This is a genomic window from Pantoea sp. SJZ147, from assembly GCF_007828605.1.
Lineage (GTDB): Bacteria > Pseudomonadota > Gammaproteobacteria > Enterobacterales > Enterobacteriaceae > Pantoea > Pantoea allii.
The window spans coordinates 19270-34875 of sequence record NZ_VIVB01000019.1; the positions used below are offsets into that span (position 1 = coordinate 19270).

At 49.0% G+C, this 15606-nt stretch carries 26 protein-coding genes; 16 read left to right on the forward strand and 10 right to left on the reverse strand.

What is annotated here, in order from left to right:
- Window positions 1–10: 10 nt before the first annotated feature.
- The 9 genes from FBY13_RS22285 to FBY13_RS22325 form a co-directional block, all read right to left on the reverse strand.
- A complete protein-coding gene (locus FBY13_RS22285) occupies window positions 11–355 on the reverse strand; it encodes a hypothetical protein (RefSeq protein WP_145395164.1) in 345 nt (114 codons plus the stop codon).
- Between the two features lie 6 nt (window positions 356–361).
- Complete coding sequence (locus FBY13_RS22290; protein ID WP_145395165.1) at window positions 362–1096, reverse strand: DUF2786 domain-containing protein; 735 nt, start codon at window positions 1094–1096, stop codon at window positions 362–364.
- On the reverse strand, window positions 1089–1571 hold the full coding sequence (locus tag FBY13_RS22295; protein ID WP_145395166.1) for a class I SAM-dependent methyltransferase: 483 nt from the start codon (window positions 1569–1571) through the stop codon (window positions 1089–1091). Before FBY13_RS22295 ends, FBY13_RS22290 begins: the two co-directional genes overlap by 8 nt.
- On the reverse strand, window positions 1571–2098 hold the full coding sequence (locus FBY13_RS22300) for a hypothetical protein (RefSeq protein WP_145395167.1): 528 nt from the start codon (window positions 2096–2098) through the stop codon (window positions 1571–1573). Before FBY13_RS22300 ends, FBY13_RS22295 begins: the two co-directional genes overlap by 1 nt.
- Window positions 2099–2100: 2 nt before the next feature.
- On the reverse strand, window positions 2101–2856 hold the full coding sequence (locus tag FBY13_RS22305) for a hypothetical protein (protein WP_145395168.1): 756 nt from the start codon (window positions 2854–2856) through the stop codon (window positions 2101–2103).
- 1 nt (window position 2857) lies between these two features.
- The gene (locus tag FBY13_RS22310; protein ID WP_145395169.1) at window positions 2858–3307 is read right to left on the reverse strand and encodes a hypothetical protein; all 450 of its coding nucleotides are present in this window, start codon (window positions 3305–3307) and stop codon (window positions 2858–2860) included.
- 11 nt (window positions 3308–3318) lie between these two features.
- Window positions 3319–3477 carry a DUF1317 family protein gene (locus tag FBY13_RS22315; RefSeq protein WP_145395170.1) on the reverse strand — a complete coding sequence of 53 codons (159 nt, stop codon included), beginning with the start codon at window positions 3475–3477 and terminating at the stop codon, window positions 3319–3321.
- Window positions 3477–4274 (reverse strand): hypothetical protein, encoded by a 798-nt coding sequence (locus FBY13_RS22320; RefSeq protein WP_145395171.1) that lies wholly within the window; start codon window positions 4272–4274, stop codon window positions 3477–3479. The genes FBY13_RS22315 and FBY13_RS22320 overlap by 1 nt, the downstream gene beginning before the upstream one ends.
- Before the next feature lie 678 nt (window positions 4275–4952).
- On the reverse strand, window positions 4953–5687 hold the full coding sequence (locus FBY13_RS22325; protein WP_145395172.1) for a LexA family transcriptional regulator: 735 nt from the start codon (window positions 5685–5687) through the stop codon (window positions 4953–4955).
- A gap of 53 nt (window positions 5688–5740) precedes the next feature.
- Between FBY13_RS22325 and FBY13_RS22330 the strand changes: the two genes are divergently transcribed.
- The 15 genes from FBY13_RS22330 (at window position 5741) to FBY13_RS22395 (ending at window position 14376) form a co-directional block, all read left to right on the forward strand.
- The gene (locus tag FBY13_RS22330; protein WP_145395173.1) at window positions 5741–5989 is read left to right on the forward strand and encodes a YdaS family helix-turn-helix protein; all 249 of its coding nucleotides are present in this window, start codon (window positions 5741–5743) and stop codon (window positions 5987–5989) included.
- 41 nt (window positions 5990–6030) lie between these two features.
- Window positions 6031–6567 (forward strand): YmfL family putative regulatory protein, encoded by a 537-nt coding sequence (locus tag FBY13_RS22335; protein WP_145395174.1) that lies wholly within the window; start codon window positions 6031–6033, stop codon window positions 6565–6567.
- A 100-nt stretch (window positions 6568–6667) separates the two neighbouring features.
- Window positions 6668–6865, forward strand: a complete 198-nt coding sequence (locus FBY13_RS22340) for a hypothetical protein (RefSeq protein WP_145395175.1) — start codon at window positions 6668–6670, stop codon at window positions 6863–6865.
- Window positions 6855–7037, forward strand: a complete 183-nt coding sequence (locus FBY13_RS22345; RefSeq protein ID WP_145395176.1) for a DUF4222 domain-containing protein — start codon at window positions 6855–6857, stop codon at window positions 7035–7037. The genes FBY13_RS22340 and FBY13_RS22345 overlap by 11 nt, the downstream gene beginning before the upstream one ends.
- Window positions 7034–7912, forward strand: coding sequence for a conserved phage C-terminal domain-containing protein (locus FBY13_RS22350; protein WP_145395177.1), 879 nt, complete (start codon window positions 7034–7036; stop codon window positions 7910–7912). Before FBY13_RS22345 ends, FBY13_RS22350 begins: the two co-directional genes overlap by 4 nt.
- A gap of 9 nt (window positions 7913–7921) precedes the next feature.
- Window positions 7922–8353: a PerC family transcriptional regulator gene (locus tag FBY13_RS22355; protein ID WP_145395178.1), complete on the forward strand. Its 432-nt coding sequence runs from the start codon at window positions 7922–7924 to the stop codon at window positions 8351–8353.
- On the forward strand, window positions 8350–8472 hold the full coding sequence (locus FBY13_RS23830; RefSeq protein WP_255474528.1) for a hypothetical protein: 123 nt from the start codon (window positions 8350–8352) through the stop codon (window positions 8470–8472). Before FBY13_RS22355 ends, FBY13_RS23830 begins: the two co-directional genes overlap by 4 nt.
- Window positions 8469–9776, forward strand: a complete 1308-nt coding sequence (locus tag FBY13_RS22360; RefSeq protein WP_145395179.1) for a chromosome partitioning protein ParB — start codon at window positions 8469–8471, stop codon at window positions 9774–9776. The genes FBY13_RS23830 and FBY13_RS22360 overlap by 4 nt, the downstream gene beginning before the upstream one ends.
- Window positions 9773–10138, forward strand: coding sequence for a RusA family crossover junction endodeoxyribonuclease (locus FBY13_RS22365; RefSeq protein ID WP_145395180.1), 366 nt, complete (start codon window positions 9773–9775; stop codon window positions 10136–10138). The genes FBY13_RS22360 and FBY13_RS22365 overlap by 4 nt, the downstream gene beginning before the upstream one ends.
- A 134-nt stretch (window positions 10139–10272) precedes the next feature.
- Entirely contained in the window at window positions 10273–10992 is a 720-nt protein-coding gene (locus FBY13_RS22370; protein WP_145395181.1) for a phage antirepressor KilAC domain-containing protein, read from the forward strand.
- Entirely contained in the window at window positions 10989–12002 is a 1014-nt protein-coding gene (locus FBY13_RS22375) for a DUF968 domain-containing protein (protein WP_145395182.1), read from the forward strand. Before FBY13_RS22370 ends, FBY13_RS22375 begins: the two co-directional genes overlap by 4 nt.
- Window positions 12003–12023: 21 nt before the next feature.
- On the forward strand, window positions 12024–12425 hold the full coding sequence (locus FBY13_RS22380) for an antiterminator Q family protein (RefSeq protein WP_145395183.1): 402 nt from the start codon (window positions 12024–12026) through the stop codon (window positions 12423–12425).
- Between the two features lie 757 nt (window positions 12426–13182).
- Window positions 13183–13536 carry a phage holin, lambda family gene (locus tag FBY13_RS22385; RefSeq protein WP_024471897.1) on the forward strand — a complete coding sequence of 118 codons (354 nt, stop codon included), beginning with the start codon at window positions 13183–13185 and terminating at the stop codon, window positions 13534–13536.
- Window positions 13520–13945 (forward strand): lysozyme, encoded by a 426-nt coding sequence (locus FBY13_RS22390; RefSeq protein ID WP_145395184.1) that lies wholly within the window; start codon window positions 13520–13522, stop codon window positions 13943–13945. Before FBY13_RS22385 ends, FBY13_RS22390 begins: the two co-directional genes overlap by 17 nt.
- Complete coding sequence (locus tag FBY13_RS22395) at window positions 13942–14376, forward strand: Rz lytic protein (protein ID WP_145395185.1); 435 nt, start codon at window positions 13942–13944, stop codon at window positions 14374–14376. The genes FBY13_RS22390 and FBY13_RS22395 overlap by 4 nt, the downstream gene beginning before the upstream one ends.
- A gap of 189 nt (window positions 14377–14565) precedes the next feature.
- Here the strand turns inward: FBY13_RS22395 and FBY13_RS22400 are convergent, their stop codons facing one another.
- Window positions 14566–14859 carry a hypothetical protein gene (locus FBY13_RS22400; protein WP_145395186.1) on the reverse strand — a complete coding sequence of 98 codons (294 nt, stop codon included), beginning with the start codon at window positions 14857–14859 and terminating at the stop codon, window positions 14566–14568.
- Between the two features lie 299 nt (window positions 14860–15158).
- Between FBY13_RS22400 and FBY13_RS22405 the strand changes: the two genes are divergently transcribed.
- Entirely contained in the window at window positions 15159–15590 is a 432-nt protein-coding gene (locus FBY13_RS22405) for a hypothetical protein (RefSeq protein WP_145395187.1), read from the forward strand.
- Window positions 15591–15606 lie beyond the last annotated feature (16 nt).

The window sequence follows — 15606 nt, forward strand, 5'->3', positions numbered from 1 at the left end:
CCGTGACGAATCACGGCGCTATAACCAACTTCGTTTCATGCCAGCCCAAACGAACCCAACAGGCTGACTCTTCTTTCAGTGGGCAATCCTGCACAGGCAGGCAATCACCACACTTACCGCACTTGCGTTTACCCATCGATTTGAACCGGCTACGGACCCGCGCATCGTCCTGTCGGATAAGCAGAGCGATATACTCTGCAATTTCGTAGGGCTCACGCCCTGGGCGGCGGTCGGCGCAGTTCTGCTCCAGCATCGCCAGTTCCTGCTCATCGAGAACAATCTCCAGCTTTCTGACACCTGCAGCGGCCTGTCTGGCGCGCTGCACTGCTTTGCGTTCAGCGGGGGATTTAGGCATTGTCAATCACCCCAATCCAATCATTTTCGTCTGCTCAGATGAACCATCCACCCCATGATAAACCTTTGCCTTTGAACCCTCCCTGAAGCCCATGTAAGCGGCATATGAATTATCATCACCGCCTGCATTACGACTTTTAACTTCACCTACGCCATCCTCTTTAATTTTCTGAGCGTAAGAAGACATCTTTGATTGATGCTCTTCACTAATCACCAACCCCTCAACTGCGTGATAAGCACCGGAAGCCCAACCTTTGCAAAACTCATCAGCTAATTTGGCTTTATGTTTTGGTATATATCTGCCGCAGTGGTCATTTTGAAACTGTTTTCTCGCCTGTTTTATCTGGCGCGTCAAAACATCAAAAATGTATGCAGCAGCCACATCGCGTCCATCCAGGCCATAAAACTTAACTACCCGTTTATAATTGTGGTTTGGTGTCAAACGCCAACTAACAAGGCACTTTACAGCGAAAGCTTTTTCTATAGTCATTGCTAAAATTGTCATGTACTCAGGCAACTTCTCCGCATTGCTCGGTGAACTTCTACTTTCGCTGGTGGATATTTCAGAGAAGATTACTTCTGTCTCACTTAGCCCGTGCTCTTTCATAAAGGCTTGAGCTTTGGAAAGAGCGTTAGCAGCTTCAGCAGGGCTACTGGTGTTTTCTGCCAGGCGCATCAGCTTCTGAATTTTCGCTAAATATTTTTTCTTAGCAGCATCATTGATGGTTGGGTGCTCACGCATTGCTGGCCTCCTTTAAAAACAGAACCCAGTGTGTCTTGTCACCCTTGCCAGTGCGCTGCCAGATTGTAGGTTTCTGGTCGGTTAGAGCTATTACCTGGCTAACAGGTATCTGAGTTTCGTTCCATTTGAATATCAGCGTGCCGTGTGGCCGCAACACTCTAAAAGCTTCGCTGAATCCTGAGCGGATATCCTCCCGCCATGTCTGCTTATCAAGTGCGCCATACTTCTTTCGCATCCAGCCATTTTCGCCAGCGCGGTCGAGGTGAGGCGGGTCGAACACTACCTGTGCAAAGCTGTTATCAGGGAACGGCAAAGCGCGAAAGTCTGCGATTATGTCCGGGTTAATATGTAAGGCCCGGTTATCACAAAGGACATGAGATTCCTTGCGAATGTCAGCGAAAACTGCACGACTGTCGTTCTTGTCTAACCAGAACATTTTCGAGCCGCAGCACATGTCCAGAATTGGCTGTTCCATTACTGACCTCCCGGCGCTGCTGCCAGCATGGCATCCCAGCACAAGCGAGCGCGATGCTTAGCCTGTTGACAGCCGCTCATCGCTTGATATTTCTCCCACTCAGCCTCTTCGCTAAAACTCTCATCAGGCTCAGACTCAAACCCAGCGATCATCATTTCTTCTGTTGGCTCAATAGGAACCATTTTCCAACCTTCTGGAAGCTTGCACCCATCGCTTACAGGCTGTGCGGTGGCGTTAAGGTGCAATTCATCCAGGCAATCCTGCCATACATCATGAGCGACAGTTTGACCTGTGAATTTGTAGTCGTACATCTGCTGACAAAGTGCGACTAAAGCGTTCGGCGCTTCATCTGGCAACTCCACCGGGCGCAAGAGCTGAGCGGGCGGGGTGGTGAGTAAATCAACAGCTTTAAGTACGTCCTGCGCATAGCCAACGTTGTTCCATTTAAGTCTTGCAGCAATCCTGTTTAATCGCTCAATCAGCGCCTGCACATCACCATCAACTGGATTGGGGGAATTAGTTGTCATGGTTAAACCTCCAAAGGTAACTGGAAAGACATGCGATCACGTTTTTCACAGTAAATAAGTGAACCCGGTGAGTTATGAGACTCAATTCGCTCAACCAGAACGGATGCGCGTGTTTCTTTCGAAGCCGGCGAATAAGCGCCAGACCAGGCTTTATCAATGCCGATGTTTCGCGCAACATTGGTGCTGTCAGCACTCGACAGAGGCAACTTAGTGAAGATGAGCGGATTCAGCATTCGCAACCCATGAAGCTTTGCTACTGGCTGGCCCTTTGCGTCGGTCACATGCCTGATTAAGTCCTTCATGCGCGACACGGCCAGGTTAGGTCGCTTGACGTCGTACTCACCACAACTTCCTATAGCAACGCGCGGATACTCATTGCAGAGTCGGATAAAGCGATCATCGCTTTCATTCATGTGCCAAACGGGAACGCCGTAAAAATCACCATGGGGCCACTCATTCAGCAGAGCCTCATTCTCATCCTCACCGCCATCAATCACGTCAGGAATGATGGCGAAATCGAAGCCAGGGTGATTCTTCCAGACGGCAACAAACTCGTAGTAGTCTTTCCAGTCGATTTTGTTTTTACCAGCTGCTTTCCACGCAGTGAACGCGCCATTATCAACTGCAAATGATTGGCACACCTCAGACGCCAGACTTATCTGATCGCTATGAGCGAAAGAGATAAAAGCGTGCCGTCCTCGCCATGCCTTTAACGCAGCCACGTCCGGCGTGATTGGACCACCATGGTAGTGGATCATATCAACCCGCCTTATCCGCAGTGTCATGGGTGCCGGAGCTGAGTTGCTCGGCAGTATCAGTGGCTATTGCGTAAATGTCAGATCCATCATCAGCCAGCACTAACGCATTTCTCACCGCGATAGCCCCTTCCGCCCGCGCCGAGTTAAGGTAAGCTTCGGTGAGTGGGGCATTCATAGCATTCAAAAGCATTTCTTCACATTTATTGAAATACACCCCACCCGGGCGCTTCCTCAAAACCTCATTGATTGCCGAATCTTTAGCCGCATTCTCCGCCGCCAACGCATCCAGCTTCTGCTGCAATTCATTGCCACGGATGATTGAACACTCCAGGCGAGTAGAAAGGGCAGAGACAAGCTTTGCGATTTCAGTAAGTGGCATATCAGCATCAAGCGCTTTAGCGAACTGATGGCCGGCTTCAACAAGCTCTTTGTTTGATTTATTCGATAACATGCTGGTGGCCCTCAGTGAAGAACGATGTTGCCGTTAAGGCGCTCAGCTTCGTTCTGCGCCCTGATAGGGTTTTTGATAACGGTACCGTCAGGCATCAGCCAGCCATTGAGCAGATGGCTATAGGGCAGGGTGATACGTCCAACGGTGATAGGGTCGTCAGGCTTGTGCATTAATAAGCCCCCGGATAATAAATTTCGTCAGCCTCATCAGCGTCCAAAACTAGCAGGCTGTCTCCGTAGTAAAGCGCCGCTACCAATTTTTCGAAATTCCCACGAAATTGGTGAACCTTCTTGCCCAGCGCATCGCCCTCAAGCGCGCCGGAAAAAAGCCGCCATACAGGCTTTCCATCGTGCAACACATCAACAGTTTCGCGGTCTTCGTATGCTTTTTGTTTAGTAAAATAGAGGTTGTTTTCGAACTCGATTGCATGGTTCTTACTGCGAGAACGGCTGTTGTAGCTACTGCTTTGCTCTGGTTGCTTTTCCAGCCCGACCATAAAAGAACCATAGTCGCTGTAAGTCATGAGCACTGATGGTGCTTCCCATCCCTCCTGCGTAGCTTCTTCAACGTGATCTTCAATGAAAGCGGCCCAAAGATCAGAAGCCTTGATGAATTTCGGCACCTCATGGGATTTAATAAACTCCAGCACATGTTCGCGCATAGATGTGACCAGGCGTTCAGATACGGCATTTCCTTCCCACGTAGCAGCCAGTTCTTTTGCCATCAGTAGGTTATAGCGAGGCAGATCGACTAGCTCGCTGATGTTGGCTGGCAACGCTTCTTCTAAAGCCTTTTTTACCGATTTCGGGAAGTCTCCCCAGCGGAACGTGTCTTTGATGGCTTCTTCGTACAGGCTGGTAACGTGCTTGCGTACCATTTCAGCGAATTCAGGTGACTGTTCGAATTGAGAGCAGTGCGCCGCAATAGCAGCAGAAAGGCTGTTAGCAATATTGTTTTCAGTACTCATTTTCATCTCCACACACGATTTTTAGTTGCACTAATCCCTTGCCGAAGATGGCAATAAAAACTTTTGGGATTTAGTAAATTGGCTGCTGGGTTACTGCAACAACCCAGAGCCGTGCCTCCACACTTGAAGGTTGTTGTGACATGTCACAACGAAGAGAACACTCAGCGCCTCTGTGGCGCGGCCTGGTGCGCCCGCCAAATGCTCTCATCGTTGTGCCCGCAGGCGGGCAATTTTCAAAAGTAAGAGCGAGCCTGACGCATCAGCCATCTTGCATGGCGATGATTTCCGTATAGCGCTAAAGATTCACGAGCCATTGTGTAGAACTGATTGCGCATGACGCGACGGATAACTTTACTGTGTTTAATTTTCTTCATGACAGCCTCAAAAATAATTAAAAAACGCGGTTAAACCGGGTGAACATTACCTTCGCTCTCCTTATGGGATGAAAGCCCCGGAGTAACCGCCAAGCACAACACTCTCTCTTTCCATTCACGGCAACCACATCACGTCATCTTTTCAGCTAACAACGCGGAACCGATGTGTAGAATATAGCTACTTTAAGTAGATAAATGCAACAACAAAAAGTAGAAAAGATTCGAGTTGTAGGTAGTTTTGAAATATGTGCATGAATTTTGGACGAAAAAAAACCGGCTTTCGCCGGTCTTAATCTGTTAGTTACTAGCCGAAATCAAGCATTTTAAGAGGTAAGCACCTGATAAGCTTTCCAAAAATAAATAGCTCAGACATTTCGTTTTCTTCAATAAAAAAAGGGGGGTAGTTTTCATTATCTGACAGAACGGCCAGCCTACGCCCCTTAACTTTCTGAAGTCTTTTAACAAATGTCGAATCTTCAAAATTAAATACGTAAACCCCATCACCGTTGAAGTGATCAATGCTCCTGTCAATAAACAACAAGTCTCTGGGGCTGAGAGTAGGCATCATGCTATCGCCATCAACGTTAATAAGCTCAATTCCATCTAATGTTTTTCTGCCAAACAACTCGTAAACACGCTCGTCAGGGATTTCTATTGAGCTTATTACCGTAGGGAAGGGGTGATTTATATAGCCGTGTCCAGCAGACGCATGAACATCAAACTGCTTGATCCTTACTGTGCCTTTCTCCGGCCTATCAAACCCATCAGACACCCCGTAATCAAGATAGGCAGGCGAGACAGACAACTTCTCAGCAATCTTCAGCATTTTTTCATCCCTCGGCTTAGCTGTGCCCAGAGTGTAACGTCGCGCCATCTCATAAGAGACGCCACTGAATTCTGATAGTTCTTTGACCCCAAGCGATAACGCTTGAAGAGACTTGTTAAGCCTGACGGCAAAGTCTTTGTATTTAGCTTCTTCCACCATAAGTGGAAGATTAAGCGCACAAAGCATAGTTGTCATTTCTATTTTAAGTTGCATATTATTGCTACTTTAAGTAGTATCGAATTCAACCCACTATTGAGGAATGAGTCATGCATCAAAGCTTCAAAAATATTAGCGAGGAAGCTGTTAAGGCAGTTGGGTCAATGTCGGAAGTTTCCAGGCGTTTTGGTTTCAGTTCTGTCCAGTCAGTTGCTAATTGGGTCTCTAAAAACCGAGTTCCTCCTGAGCGAGTGATCCCATTGTGTGAATGGGGTGGGTGGACAGTAACACCGCATCAACTGCGCCCAGATATCTACCCAAACGCGAAAGACGGGCTGCCTGCTAGAAAGTCAGCTTAGAACTAAACCACCACAAACATAACTACCCAAGGAATAGCGAAATGGTAGACACGATTAACCAGGCAGTACGCCAGATGTGCAAAGCACATAAGCACGGCCGCTTAGGTATGGCTGCTGATTTAGGCATGAGTATCGATCAGTTTCATAACCATCTGTACCGCAAATGCGGCAGTCGCTTCTTCACACTGGATGAGCTGATGCAAATGGAAGTCCTGACCGGCACCTGTTGCGTTGCTGAGTTCATGGCAGTTCGTCATGGAATGCTGCTGGTGGACATCAAGGCCGCTCGCGAAATGGACAAGGTTGATTTGTTTGATACCCAACTGAAAGCGAAAGCCGCTGAGGGTGAGTTAGCAACAGCACAGATTGCAGCTATGGCAGATGGCGTCATCGATCATCACGAACGCAAAACCTTGTCAGCGCTGTTCCGTAAAAAAATCAGCCATCAGGTACACGGATTCTTTGGGCTTATCGCACTTTTCAGCGCAGGCACAGCAGATCACGCCGTGGACGTGTTTGTAACAGGCGGGAGGAAGGCCGATGTTGCCGGAATGCAGTTCGAAGCGCAGGACATTTGAAGTGATAACAGATTTAGCAGGGGTCAGAAAAGGTGAACGCCCCGGGTTGCAGCCTAGGGCGTTCGGTGCGAGTAAATCAACGTGTGTGGAGACTCATCGCATGAGCATTGTAAATCAGAAACCGTTGTCAGGGCAATTCCGCTGCCGTTATCAGGCTGGCGTTCCTGTCTATGAGCAAATCATACCCGTCGCCGATGAGGCCAACAACTACCAGTCTGTTTCTCGTTTGGTAGTCGAATCTGCCTGGGCTGAGTTCTATCGTCGCCCGGTTGAAGTGGGGGCCATCAATGGAAACTGAAGTCATTAAACCGTGGGTTGAAACCTACAAGGATAATCGCGGCGTTAAGGTTACTACCGTTGGGGTTGATACGGTCAATCACCGTGTGATCTTCATGCGGCCTAACTACCCGCATCAGTGCATGCTTCCGCGTGTGTTGTTCAGTCAGAAGTTTAAGAAGGTATCACCATGAGTTTACTGCTTAAAGTTAAGCCGCTTGTGGTGAGCCCTGAGTTAGCCAGCCGTATTGGCCTGAATGAAGCCATTGTGCTGCAGCAAATTTGCTACTGGCTGGAAGACACCACATCTGGCGTTGAATATGAGGGGAAACGCTGGGTTTATAACACCATTGAAGAGTGGACTAATCAGTTTCCTTTCTGGTCCTCAGACACCGTAAAACGTGCACTGACTTCGTTGAAAAAGCGTGACCTGATTTTTGTAGAGCAGCTTAAGAAATCTCAGCATGATCGGACTAATTATTACGCAATTAACCACGCCAGCCCTTTATTGACCGATGAGGGCAATTTGCACTCATCGAAGAATGCAAATTGCACTAATCGAATGGAGCAACCTGCACCAATCGAACAGGGCAACATGCCCTCATCCATCGGGGCAAATTGCCCTCATCTTACAGAGAATACAACAGAGAATACTACAGAGATTACAGGTAAAGACTCTTGTCCGGTTTCTGCGAAACCCGACAGTGAATCTTCTGACGATGCTTTCCGTGTTCTTGAGCACCTGAATCGTGCGGCGGGTTTGCGTTACCAGAAATCCAGATCATCACTCGGGCCAATCCGTGGACGCTTGTCTGAAGACTTCACCGCAGAAGAGCTGATCCTCACTGTGGATTACACCATTGCCAAATGGTCTGACGACGCGAAGATGCGCGAGTACGTTCGGCCAGAAACAATATTCCGTCCTGGAAAGTTTCCCGGTTATCTCAGTTCAGCCCAGAAGTGGGACCGCGCCGGACGTCCGCCATGCATCAACGGCAAGTGGATGCGCGACGTAACCGCCTTACCACCAGTAGACAGCCAGACGCCGCCAGGCTTCCGTGGCGCTTAAGGGGGATTCATGGAACACGATGAAATTATTCTTGAATGCCTACGCACTCACGGCGGCATGAGCATGAAGCGCATCAGCGAAACGACGGGCATCAAATATGCAACAGCCCGCGCTGCCGTTTTTCAGATGTGCGAGCAGCTCATCCTGATTCGCAATCAGAAGTGGCTGTTTACGGTAAACACCGCGCCTCGACCTGAAGAAAACGAGGATTATCTCAAATCGGTTCAGACTGCGACTCAACTGGAAAGCAAGGGCCTGTGGCTTCGTGCCAGCCATAACTGGTTAAACGCGATGATGACGGCCACCTTTGAGCACAACCGGCAGGTTGCAAAAGCCAACAGCGATAAGTGCGCGGCCAGAGGCGCTTTACGCTGCAGCCGTTACAGCGGCATCGACAGTGGGAAAATTAGCGATTACTGGCAGTGGGAGGTTCACCAATGAAACCAGCCCTTAAGCGCCACTTTGAAGAACACGAATATTTCTACAGGTCATTGCCGGAAGTGCTGGTGATCATCCTGTTACTGATTATCTATCTGGTTTGGGAGTTACAAACAGCATGAGCACATTAGCCCGCGTTTACGACGACAAGAAAAATACTGAAACCGACATCACCACGCGCAAAACCTACCTGTTAGGCGTTGATGAGCTCTACGTTGAGCCTGGCTACAACGTTCGTGAGACAGACCAGGCCCACGTTGAGGAATTCCGTGATGCGTTTATCGCTGGTGAACACGTTCCGCCGCTGGCGGTTCAGGTCACTGAGCATGGCATCAAGGTTATCGATGGTCATCACCGTTACTTTGGTGCCAAGCTGGCTCAGGAAGCTGGCTACGAGTTGCGCCTTGAGTGCAAAGACTTCGTTGGCAGTGAAGCAGACCGCATCGCCTTCATGGTGACAAGCAGCCAGGGCAGGGCGTTACTTCCGCTGGAAAGAGCCGCAGCTTATCAGCGCCTGGTTAATCAGGGCTGGGAACCGGCAGAGATAGCGAAGAAGGTAAAGCGCTCAGTTACTGACGTTGAACAGCACCTGCAGCTTCTGACCGTAGGCGACGGGCTGATTGATATGGTCAAGTCCGGCGAGGTAGCAGCCACCACAGCGATTGCTCTGCAGCGTGAGCATGGCGCAAAGGCATCAACTGTCGCTCAGCAGCAGATGCAAAAAGCAAAAGCCGCGGGCAAAAAGAAACTGACCAAAGCCGCCGCGATGCCCCAGTTCAGTGCTGTCAAGGCTCGTCGGCTGGTGGAACTGCTTTGCGATGCTCAGTCAGGTGACGAAGAGGATGGCGTTACAGCGCTTTATCACAATTCAAGCTACACCGATGAGATCATGTCTATCCTGGCTGAATACCGTGAAGGCATTCCCGGCACTGAAAAAGATTTGAAGCCGGAAATGGTCCAGGAACAGCAGGGCGGCGAAGAGTTACCGCTAAAGCGAGTCGATATCCTTGAGCAAAGCGGCGTTGAAACAATGGCATGTGCTGTGGCCGCATTCGGTATGAAACACGAATACACCTTCAGTGAATCGAAATATGCCCACGTATGGGCTTCTGATTCTGTCGAAAAGCCAGAGGTGATGGTAGTCCCACCTGACACTATTCAGAAGGCGAAGCGCATCATTCAGGAGCATCAGGACGACCTTGAGCTAAAGCTCTGGGTGGCAGAAAATTTTGAAGGGCCAGATGAGGAGAGTTTCAACTTCCGGCGATTCGCATCTGTTTTAATTGAAGTTCGTCTGGTGAAGCCATGCACGGTTCGCGAATTCCTTGAGCTGGTGGAGCAGACAGACCGTAGCTGCTGGGACAATGTGCGCATGTTACGTGGTGCCGTCAAAGAGCTTATAGGCGACACAGGACAAGCTGCATGAAGTTAACTTTACCGTTTCCTCCAAGCGTTAACGGATACTGGCGGGCAACGAGTACAGGTATGAAAATTAGCGCCTCCGGGCGCTCTTTTCGTTCCAACGCAATCGCAGCCATCCTTACGCAGCTCAAGCGCCGCCCTCAACCCATTACAGTGAACGTTGAAGTTACCGTGTTGCTGTACCCGCCTGACAAGCGCCATCGCGACCTTGATAACTACCAGAAAGCGCTGTTCGACAGCCTTACGTATGCTGGCGTGTGGGTGGATGACAGGCAGATAAAACGATTCACTGTAGAGTGGGGGGAGCAGGTTAAACAGGGAAAAGCAGAGGTGACTATCAGCCCTTTCACGTTTGGGGGGAAATGAATTTAAATAGCGGTTATAGTGCGAATACCGGGGCATGTTGCAGATGCCATTGGTAGAGGTTGGTCCCGTTCACTTGCAGGTGATGGGGCGGGGCCGTTTAAAAATAATGCGTGTAAAGTGTGTGGAGAGTTCAAATGCTAAATCAATCAGCAGGCGCTAATGCGCCTGTAGTCAGTGCCATTCAATTCCCAACCATGACCAGCCGTGAAATTGCAGAGCTGACTGGCAAGCGTCATTTCGATGTCATGAAAGATATCGAACGCATGTATGAGCAGCTAAAAGAGGACGTGCATGGGTGTGCGCAAAAGTTCGTACACCCCCAGAATGGTCAAGAATATCAGCAATACCGTCTTGATCGTGAGCACACCGAATGCCTCATCACCGGTTACAGTGCCATTCTCCGCATGAAAGTGATTAAGCGGCTGCATGAGTTAGAGGAAAGCCAGCCAGTTAAAATCCCGCAGACCTTTGCTGAGGCACTCCGTCTTGCTGCCGAAATGGAAGAGGAGAAGGAACGCCTGCAGATACAGCTTACTGAAGCTGCTCCAAAGGTCGCTTTCGTGGATCGTTATGTCATGGCTACAGGCTCAATGACATTCCGCCAGGTGGCAAAACTTCTTGAGGCCAAAGAGCCAGAGCTCCGCCTGTTCCTGCTTGATAGCAGGATCATGTACCGACTCAATGGTGTCATGACTCCCTATAGCCAGCATATCGAAGCCGGTCGGTTTGAAGTCAGAACCGGCACCACTACCGATTCAAATTATGCCTTCAGTCAGTCCCGCTTCACTGCCAAAGGCGTTCAGTGGATTGGCGGGCTGTGGACGGCTCACAAAGCGGAAAGGGGTGATGAGTGAGAGCACTGCTAACGCCTGAGGTTGCTCCGCGCACAGGGATAGTGCTGCTCAAGCCTGGCTCAGACCTGATGGGGATGTTTCGTGGCCGCGTTCTGGTTAGCACGCCTACACCGGATATGGCTGACCTTCCATCAGGCATGATCAATGACGGCACACAGCCGCTACTTGATGAGCCATCCCTTATCCCGTTCTTCAGTCATGATCGCGTTATAGCTGCCGCTGGTGGACCTAATGGCCTGGCTGGGTTTGTTCGTGGATTTGGCTGCTGCCAGTGGCATGACGATGCAACATGGCATCACCATGAATACACGCTTCACGAAACTGAATCCGGCCTGGTGTCATTGTGCTACAGCAACGATAACCAGTTCAGGGAGCATGGCACACCCGGCAAGCTGGACAACATCGCTAAGGGCAACACAGCTCTGTGGATAATCAGGATGGTTTGCAGCCAGCTTGGTTTGCATGGGGAGCATCAGCTAACCCTGCCTGAGCTTTGCTGGTGGTCCTCACTTAATGACCTTATCAACCTGATACCTGACGCACCGGCGCGGCGGGTTCTGCGTATGCCAGTAAAGATTATCTCAGGTGAGCTTAAAGAATCGCACATCGCGCCAGAACGTCAGCCTCAACAGGTCATTCAGCAGGCCGCTGAGCAGGTGAAAAAGATAATCACTCTTGTCGCTGACCCAGAATCGCCAGAGTCATTCATGAGGCGACCAAAGCGCAGGCGCTGGGAGAGCCAGAAGTACACTCAGTGGGTGAAAGCGCAGAAGTGCGCATGCTGCTCTAATCAGGCAGATGACCCGCATCACATCATAGGACACGGTCAGGGAGGTATGGGAACAAAGGCACATGATTTATTCGTGATTCCGCTTTGCAGGGCGCATCACGACGAATTACACCGCGACCCAAAACTTTTTGAGTCGAATTACGGCAGTCAGATCGAACTGTTATTCCGGTTTCTTGATCACGCTATTGCAGTTGGCGTCATTGGGACAGATAAAAAATAAAGTGTGTGGAGGGGATTTAATATGCGTGACATTCAACTGGTATTAGAGCGCTGGGGTGGCTGGGCTGCATGTGAAGGCACTCAGGTAGGCTGGAATCCTACAAGCCCCATGTTTATTACACTGCTGCCAAAGAGCACCAGTAGCCGTCCTTCCTGCTGTGACAATGACGGCATGATTATTGACACCGCCGTTGGCATGCTTAAAAAGGTTGGACGCCTGGATGAACTTGATTTGATTATGGCGCACTACCGTTATGACGTATCCAAATCAACAATAGCCCGCTGGCTTAAATGTTCTGAGGGGAAAGTGCGTCAGAAGCTTATGATCGCCGAAACGTTTATTGATGCCTGCATACTGATGACAGATGCCCGGCTTGAGATGGATGAAGCGGCTCAGAAAACTATTTTTCAAAAAACCGCTTAATCTGCTTTTCGTTACGAATTTCTCTATGTAATCTGTTAAGAGTGGTAACAACGCATAGCTTCTTAAATTAGAAACCTCGCCAGACGGCGGGGTTTTTTCATTTCCACACAATACCAAAGGCACTGAGCGCAGCCGGTTTATCCGTTCTGTCCAGGACTGCAAACCTGTAGCGCCTTTCATATTGTGATATTCACATGCTGATTTACCCCTGTTGCCGACGGGCAAGGAAACTATCGCGGAATGCGTCAGGGTTTAATTACTGAGAGTTAAAGCGCTGGACCATTCGTATGTTACTGATTCCATGCCTTATGCCCGGATAAGCTATACAAAAGGCTAGTCGGTATTATTCTTTAGTACAGTTGCTGTATCATAGGGTAAGTATTAGTTTTGCTAAACGATTAGGCGGTGGTTGTCACAGGGTATTCGTGACGGAACTACACTGATACTGAAAAAAAAGCCCCCATCTTCACCATCCTGCGAAGATTTCTGAAGCGGGGGTGCTAAGTAGCGAACACCAGGGAAATCCAACACCAATATATCGAATTGATTAGTTATAATAAACAGTGCAGTTAACATTAGGCTCACATTCGTGGGCTTTTTTTGTTTCAGATCAAACTTCCAAGAGGTCGCTAAAAAGCGGCCTTTTTTCGTTTTTGCGCTCGCCAATCAGCAACCACTCATATTTTGACGCCGTGGCGATGCGCAATCTTTTCCTCAACAGCAAGCCGCCATCATCCAGGTGGCGGGAACTAAGCGCATGCCTCCAGAAAAAGACCCGGGCTTTTGGGCCACAGTGCTGCTGTGGCTGTACGCCCATAAAACAGAATGGGGATATGCCGGGGTAGCAGGCATGTTTTCACTATTACGCAGTGCCTATGCAAAAAGCCCGTGGAGTAAGCGGGTTCTCGACGCTGTTTCCTGTAGCGCACTGGCGTTCTTCGCTGGCCCGACGCTTCAGGTAATGGGCGCTCTCTTCAACTGGAACATCCCTGACGCCGCCGCACAGGTATTCGCGGTTTACATCGGGTATGTGGGTAATGACTACATCAGCGACAAGTTGCGCGGGTGGATAGCCAGAAAAACAGGGGATACTGATGCAAACCAGCAATAAAGGCATGGACCTGATTAAGCGCTTCGAAGGCCTGAAGCTTGAGGCATATCGCGACAGCGTAGGCATTCCCACTATCGGATACGGACATACCCATGGTGTAAAGATGGGTGATGTGATTACCGGCGAGCAGGCTGACAAATATCTGCGTGAAGATTTGCTGGCGGCAGAGCTGACCATTAACACTAACGTTAAGGTGAAGCTGACACAAAACCAGTTCGATGCGCTGGCGTCATTTGTTTTCAACCTGGGTTCCGGCAACTTCGTTAAATCCACTTTGCTTAAAAAGCTTAACGCAGGTGACTTCGCTGGCGCAGCAGATGAGTTTGGCAAATGGGTTAACGCAGGTGGCAAGAAATTAGCAGGCCTTGTTAAGCGCCGTGCCGCAGAGCGAGAGGTGTTCATCTCATGAATCCATTAAATCTCGTCAAAACTTTTTCACCCGTCATCGTCATTGGCCTGATTTGCCTGGCACTCTGGATGTTAAATGCCCGCAGCTCACAGCTTGAGGCAACCAATCAGCGCCTTGAGAAGCTGGCGAACAGCAAAGACGAGCAGATTAACGACCTGCGCTCCAAGAATGACGGCCTGGCTACCAGCATTAACGAGCTGGTGACAGCCGTTAAAAAGCAAAATGACGTAATGAGTCAGGTTACAGAACAACGCGCCCTAACAGCCCAGCAGAACCGGAAACTACAGAATGAAATCAAGCAATATCTTGCAGCGGATAAGTGCGCTGTTGCTCCTGTTCCCGCTGATGCTGCTGACAGGTTGCGGAGTGCAGCAAAAGCCGCAAGTGGAGTACCGGACAGTCAGCCAGCCAAAGGTGCCACTGCCCGCTGACCTGACCAGCCCGATTGAAGCGCCAGCGCCGCCCGATCCAATGATGTTCGGTGACAGCGTAAGCCTCAATGCTGAGCTATACGGTTTAGTGGCTCAGTGCAATATTGATAGAGCAGCGATAAGAAAAATTGAGAGTGATATGAGCTTGCGATGAGAAGCAAGCTCTTTTAAATAAGTTGTTATTTGGGATTATCTGCGAATCCATCCAGATGGGGAGGGGCTCATATCGTGAAGATGGTCAATGCCAGCAGCATTGATTCTCACTGATGATAAGGCTATTTCCCAGGGTTTTTCCCAGCGTAACGGGTAAAATGTGAAATTTCCTTCAATGTAATTTTGGTCTTTTAAGTAAACTAAGTAACCAACCAAATCTATTTCTGAACCAATTGCGTTTTGGATTGGGGCCCAATCGGTCACGGTGCCCGGAAAATCCTTCATTAAATAGTCCAGTACAACGACTACTTTATCTTTTTCAATATTCATTTTTATCTCCAGAGATAGCGTCAAAATCGCCTCAGTGATTATACCATCACAGCAAATCTCATGTTGGTGCTCGGACCCAATAATTAGGTTATTCAACATGATTGTGTGTCATCCTGATGCGTTAGCGCGGGAATGTCGTGCAGTTCCCCTTCCAGATGCTTACTGCTAAAGAATCCTCCGACAAGGGATAACGGTTAGCCACGCTGTGAATCGTTGCGAAGCTGGAATGGTTAATTTTGCTTCACTAAGAAAATTCTTAGATGTATTGTAGTTTCTCCATTTTAAATTCGGAGGTAGATATGTCTGAGGAAGTTAATAACCCGTATCAAGAGGTGCTTGCGCGTAAAATCCAGGATAATGATCTGCATTTTTTAGTGAAGGTGGCAAATTTCGCCAACGCTAATTATGGAGTCACTCTTCTTAGCAAAGGCTCATTAATCGCAGGTGTGATTATCTCGGAAAGAGAGTATTACGAATCTGTGGGCGGTATTTTTGGCGCTAGAGGCGAATCAGCCCCTGCGACAGCAGAGTATTTCTGGAAAAAAAGTGAAAAATCACCCAAACCTGAAGACTATAAAGAATACGAAGGTGAAAGAGAGTTTGATTTCATCAACTTAAAGAAGGTTAGAGTCAATAGTAATTCAGGTGGATTTGGCAATATCAATAATGCTTTTTTAAGGATGAAGCTAGAGGAAGTAGATGGTTATATATTAGGTACGCCATCTGATTAAGCTCACCGCCTTAGGG

Bases quoted from the DNA above. Each gene is read 5' to 3' on its own strand.
- FBY13_RS22385 (WP_024471897.1), top strand. From the start codon at position 13,183: ATGCCTCCAGAAAAAGACCCGGGCTTTTGGGCCACAGTGCTGCTGTGG.
- FBY13_RS22335 (WP_145395174.1), top strand. From the start codon at position 6,031: ATGGTAGACACGATTAACCAGGCAGTACGCCAGATGTGCAAAGCACAT.
- FBY13_RS22350 (WP_145395177.1), top strand. From the start codon at position 7,034: ATGAGTTTACTGCTTAAAGTTAAGCCGCTTGTGGTGAGCCCTGAGTTA.
- FBY13_RS22390 (WP_145395184.1), top strand. From the start codon at position 13,520: ATGCAAACCAGCAATAAAGGCATGGACCTGATTAAGCGCTTCGAAGGC.
- FBY13_RS22320 (WP_145395171.1), bottom strand. From the start codon at position 4,274: ATGAGTACTGAAAACAATATTGCTAACAGCCTTTCTGCTGCTATTGCG.
- FBY13_RS22310 (WP_145395169.1), bottom strand. From the start codon at position 3,307: ATGTTATCGAATAAATCAAACAAAGAGCTTGTTGAAGCCGGCCATCAG.
- FBY13_RS22305 (WP_145395168.1), bottom strand. From the start codon at position 2,856: ATGATCCACTACCATGGTGGTCCAATCACGCCGGACGTGGCTGCGTTA.
- FBY13_RS22285 (WP_145395164.1), bottom strand. From the start codon at position 355: ATGCCTAAATCCCCCGCTGAACGCAAAGCAGTGCAGCGCGCCAGACAG.
- FBY13_RS22395 (WP_145395185.1), top strand. From the start codon at position 13,942: ATGAATCCATTAAATCTCGTCAAAACTTTTTCACCCGTCATCGTCATT.
- FBY13_RS22315 (WP_145395170.1), bottom strand. From the start codon at position 3,477: ATGCACAAGCCTGACGACCCTATCACCGTTGGACGTATCACCCTGCCC.
- FBY13_RS22405 (WP_145395187.1), top strand. From the start codon at position 15,159: ATGTCTGAGGAAGTTAATAACCCGTATCAAGAGGTGCTTGCGCGTAAA.
- FBY13_RS22355 (WP_145395178.1), top strand. From the start codon at position 7,922: ATGGAACACGATGAAATTATTCTTGAATGCCTACGCACTCACGGCGGC.
- FBY13_RS22360 (WP_145395179.1), top strand. From the start codon at position 8,469: ATGAGCACATTAGCCCGCGTTTACGACGACAAGAAAAATACTGAAACC.
- FBY13_RS22370 (WP_145395181.1), top strand. From the start codon at position 10,273: ATGCTAAATCAATCAGCAGGCGCTAATGCGCCTGTAGTCAGTGCCATT.
- FBY13_RS22295 (WP_145395166.1), bottom strand. From the start codon at position 1,571: ATGGAACAGCCAATTCTGGACATGTGCTGCGGCTCGAAAATGTTCTGG.
- FBY13_RS22380 (WP_145395183.1), top strand. From the start codon at position 12,024: ATGCGTGACATTCAACTGGTATTAGAGCGCTGGGGTGGCTGGGCTGCA.
- FBY13_RS22400 (WP_145395186.1), bottom strand. From the start codon at position 14,859: ATGAATATTGAAAAAGATAAAGTAGTCGTTGTACTGGACTATTTAATG.
- FBY13_RS22300 (WP_145395167.1), bottom strand. From the start codon at position 2,098: ATGACAACTAATTCCCCCAATCCAGTTGATGGTGATGTGCAGGCGCTG.
- FBY13_RS22365 (WP_145395180.1), top strand. From the start codon at position 9,773: ATGAAGTTAACTTTACCGTTTCCTCCAAGCGTTAACGGATACTGGCGG.
- FBY13_RS22290 (WP_145395165.1), bottom strand. From the start codon at position 1,096: ATGCGTGAGCACCCAACCATCAATGATGCTGCTAAGAAAAAATATTTA.
- FBY13_RS22330 (WP_145395173.1), top strand. From the start codon at position 5,741: ATGCATCAAAGCTTCAAAAATATTAGCGAGGAAGCTGTTAAGGCAGTT.
- FBY13_RS22325 (WP_145395172.1), bottom strand. From the start codon at position 5,687: ATGCAACTTAAAATAGAAATGACAACTATGCTTTGTGCGCTTAATCTT.
- FBY13_RS22340 (WP_145395175.1), top strand. From the start codon at position 6,668: ATGAGCATTGTAAATCAGAAACCGTTGTCAGGGCAATTCCGCTGCCGT.
- FBY13_RS23830 (WP_255474528.1), top strand. From the start codon at position 8,350: ATGAAACCAGCCCTTAAGCGCCACTTTGAAGAACACGAATATTTCTAC.
- FBY13_RS22345 (WP_145395176.1), top strand. From the start codon at position 6,855: ATGGAAACTGAAGTCATTAAACCGTGGGTTGAAACCTACAAGGATAAT.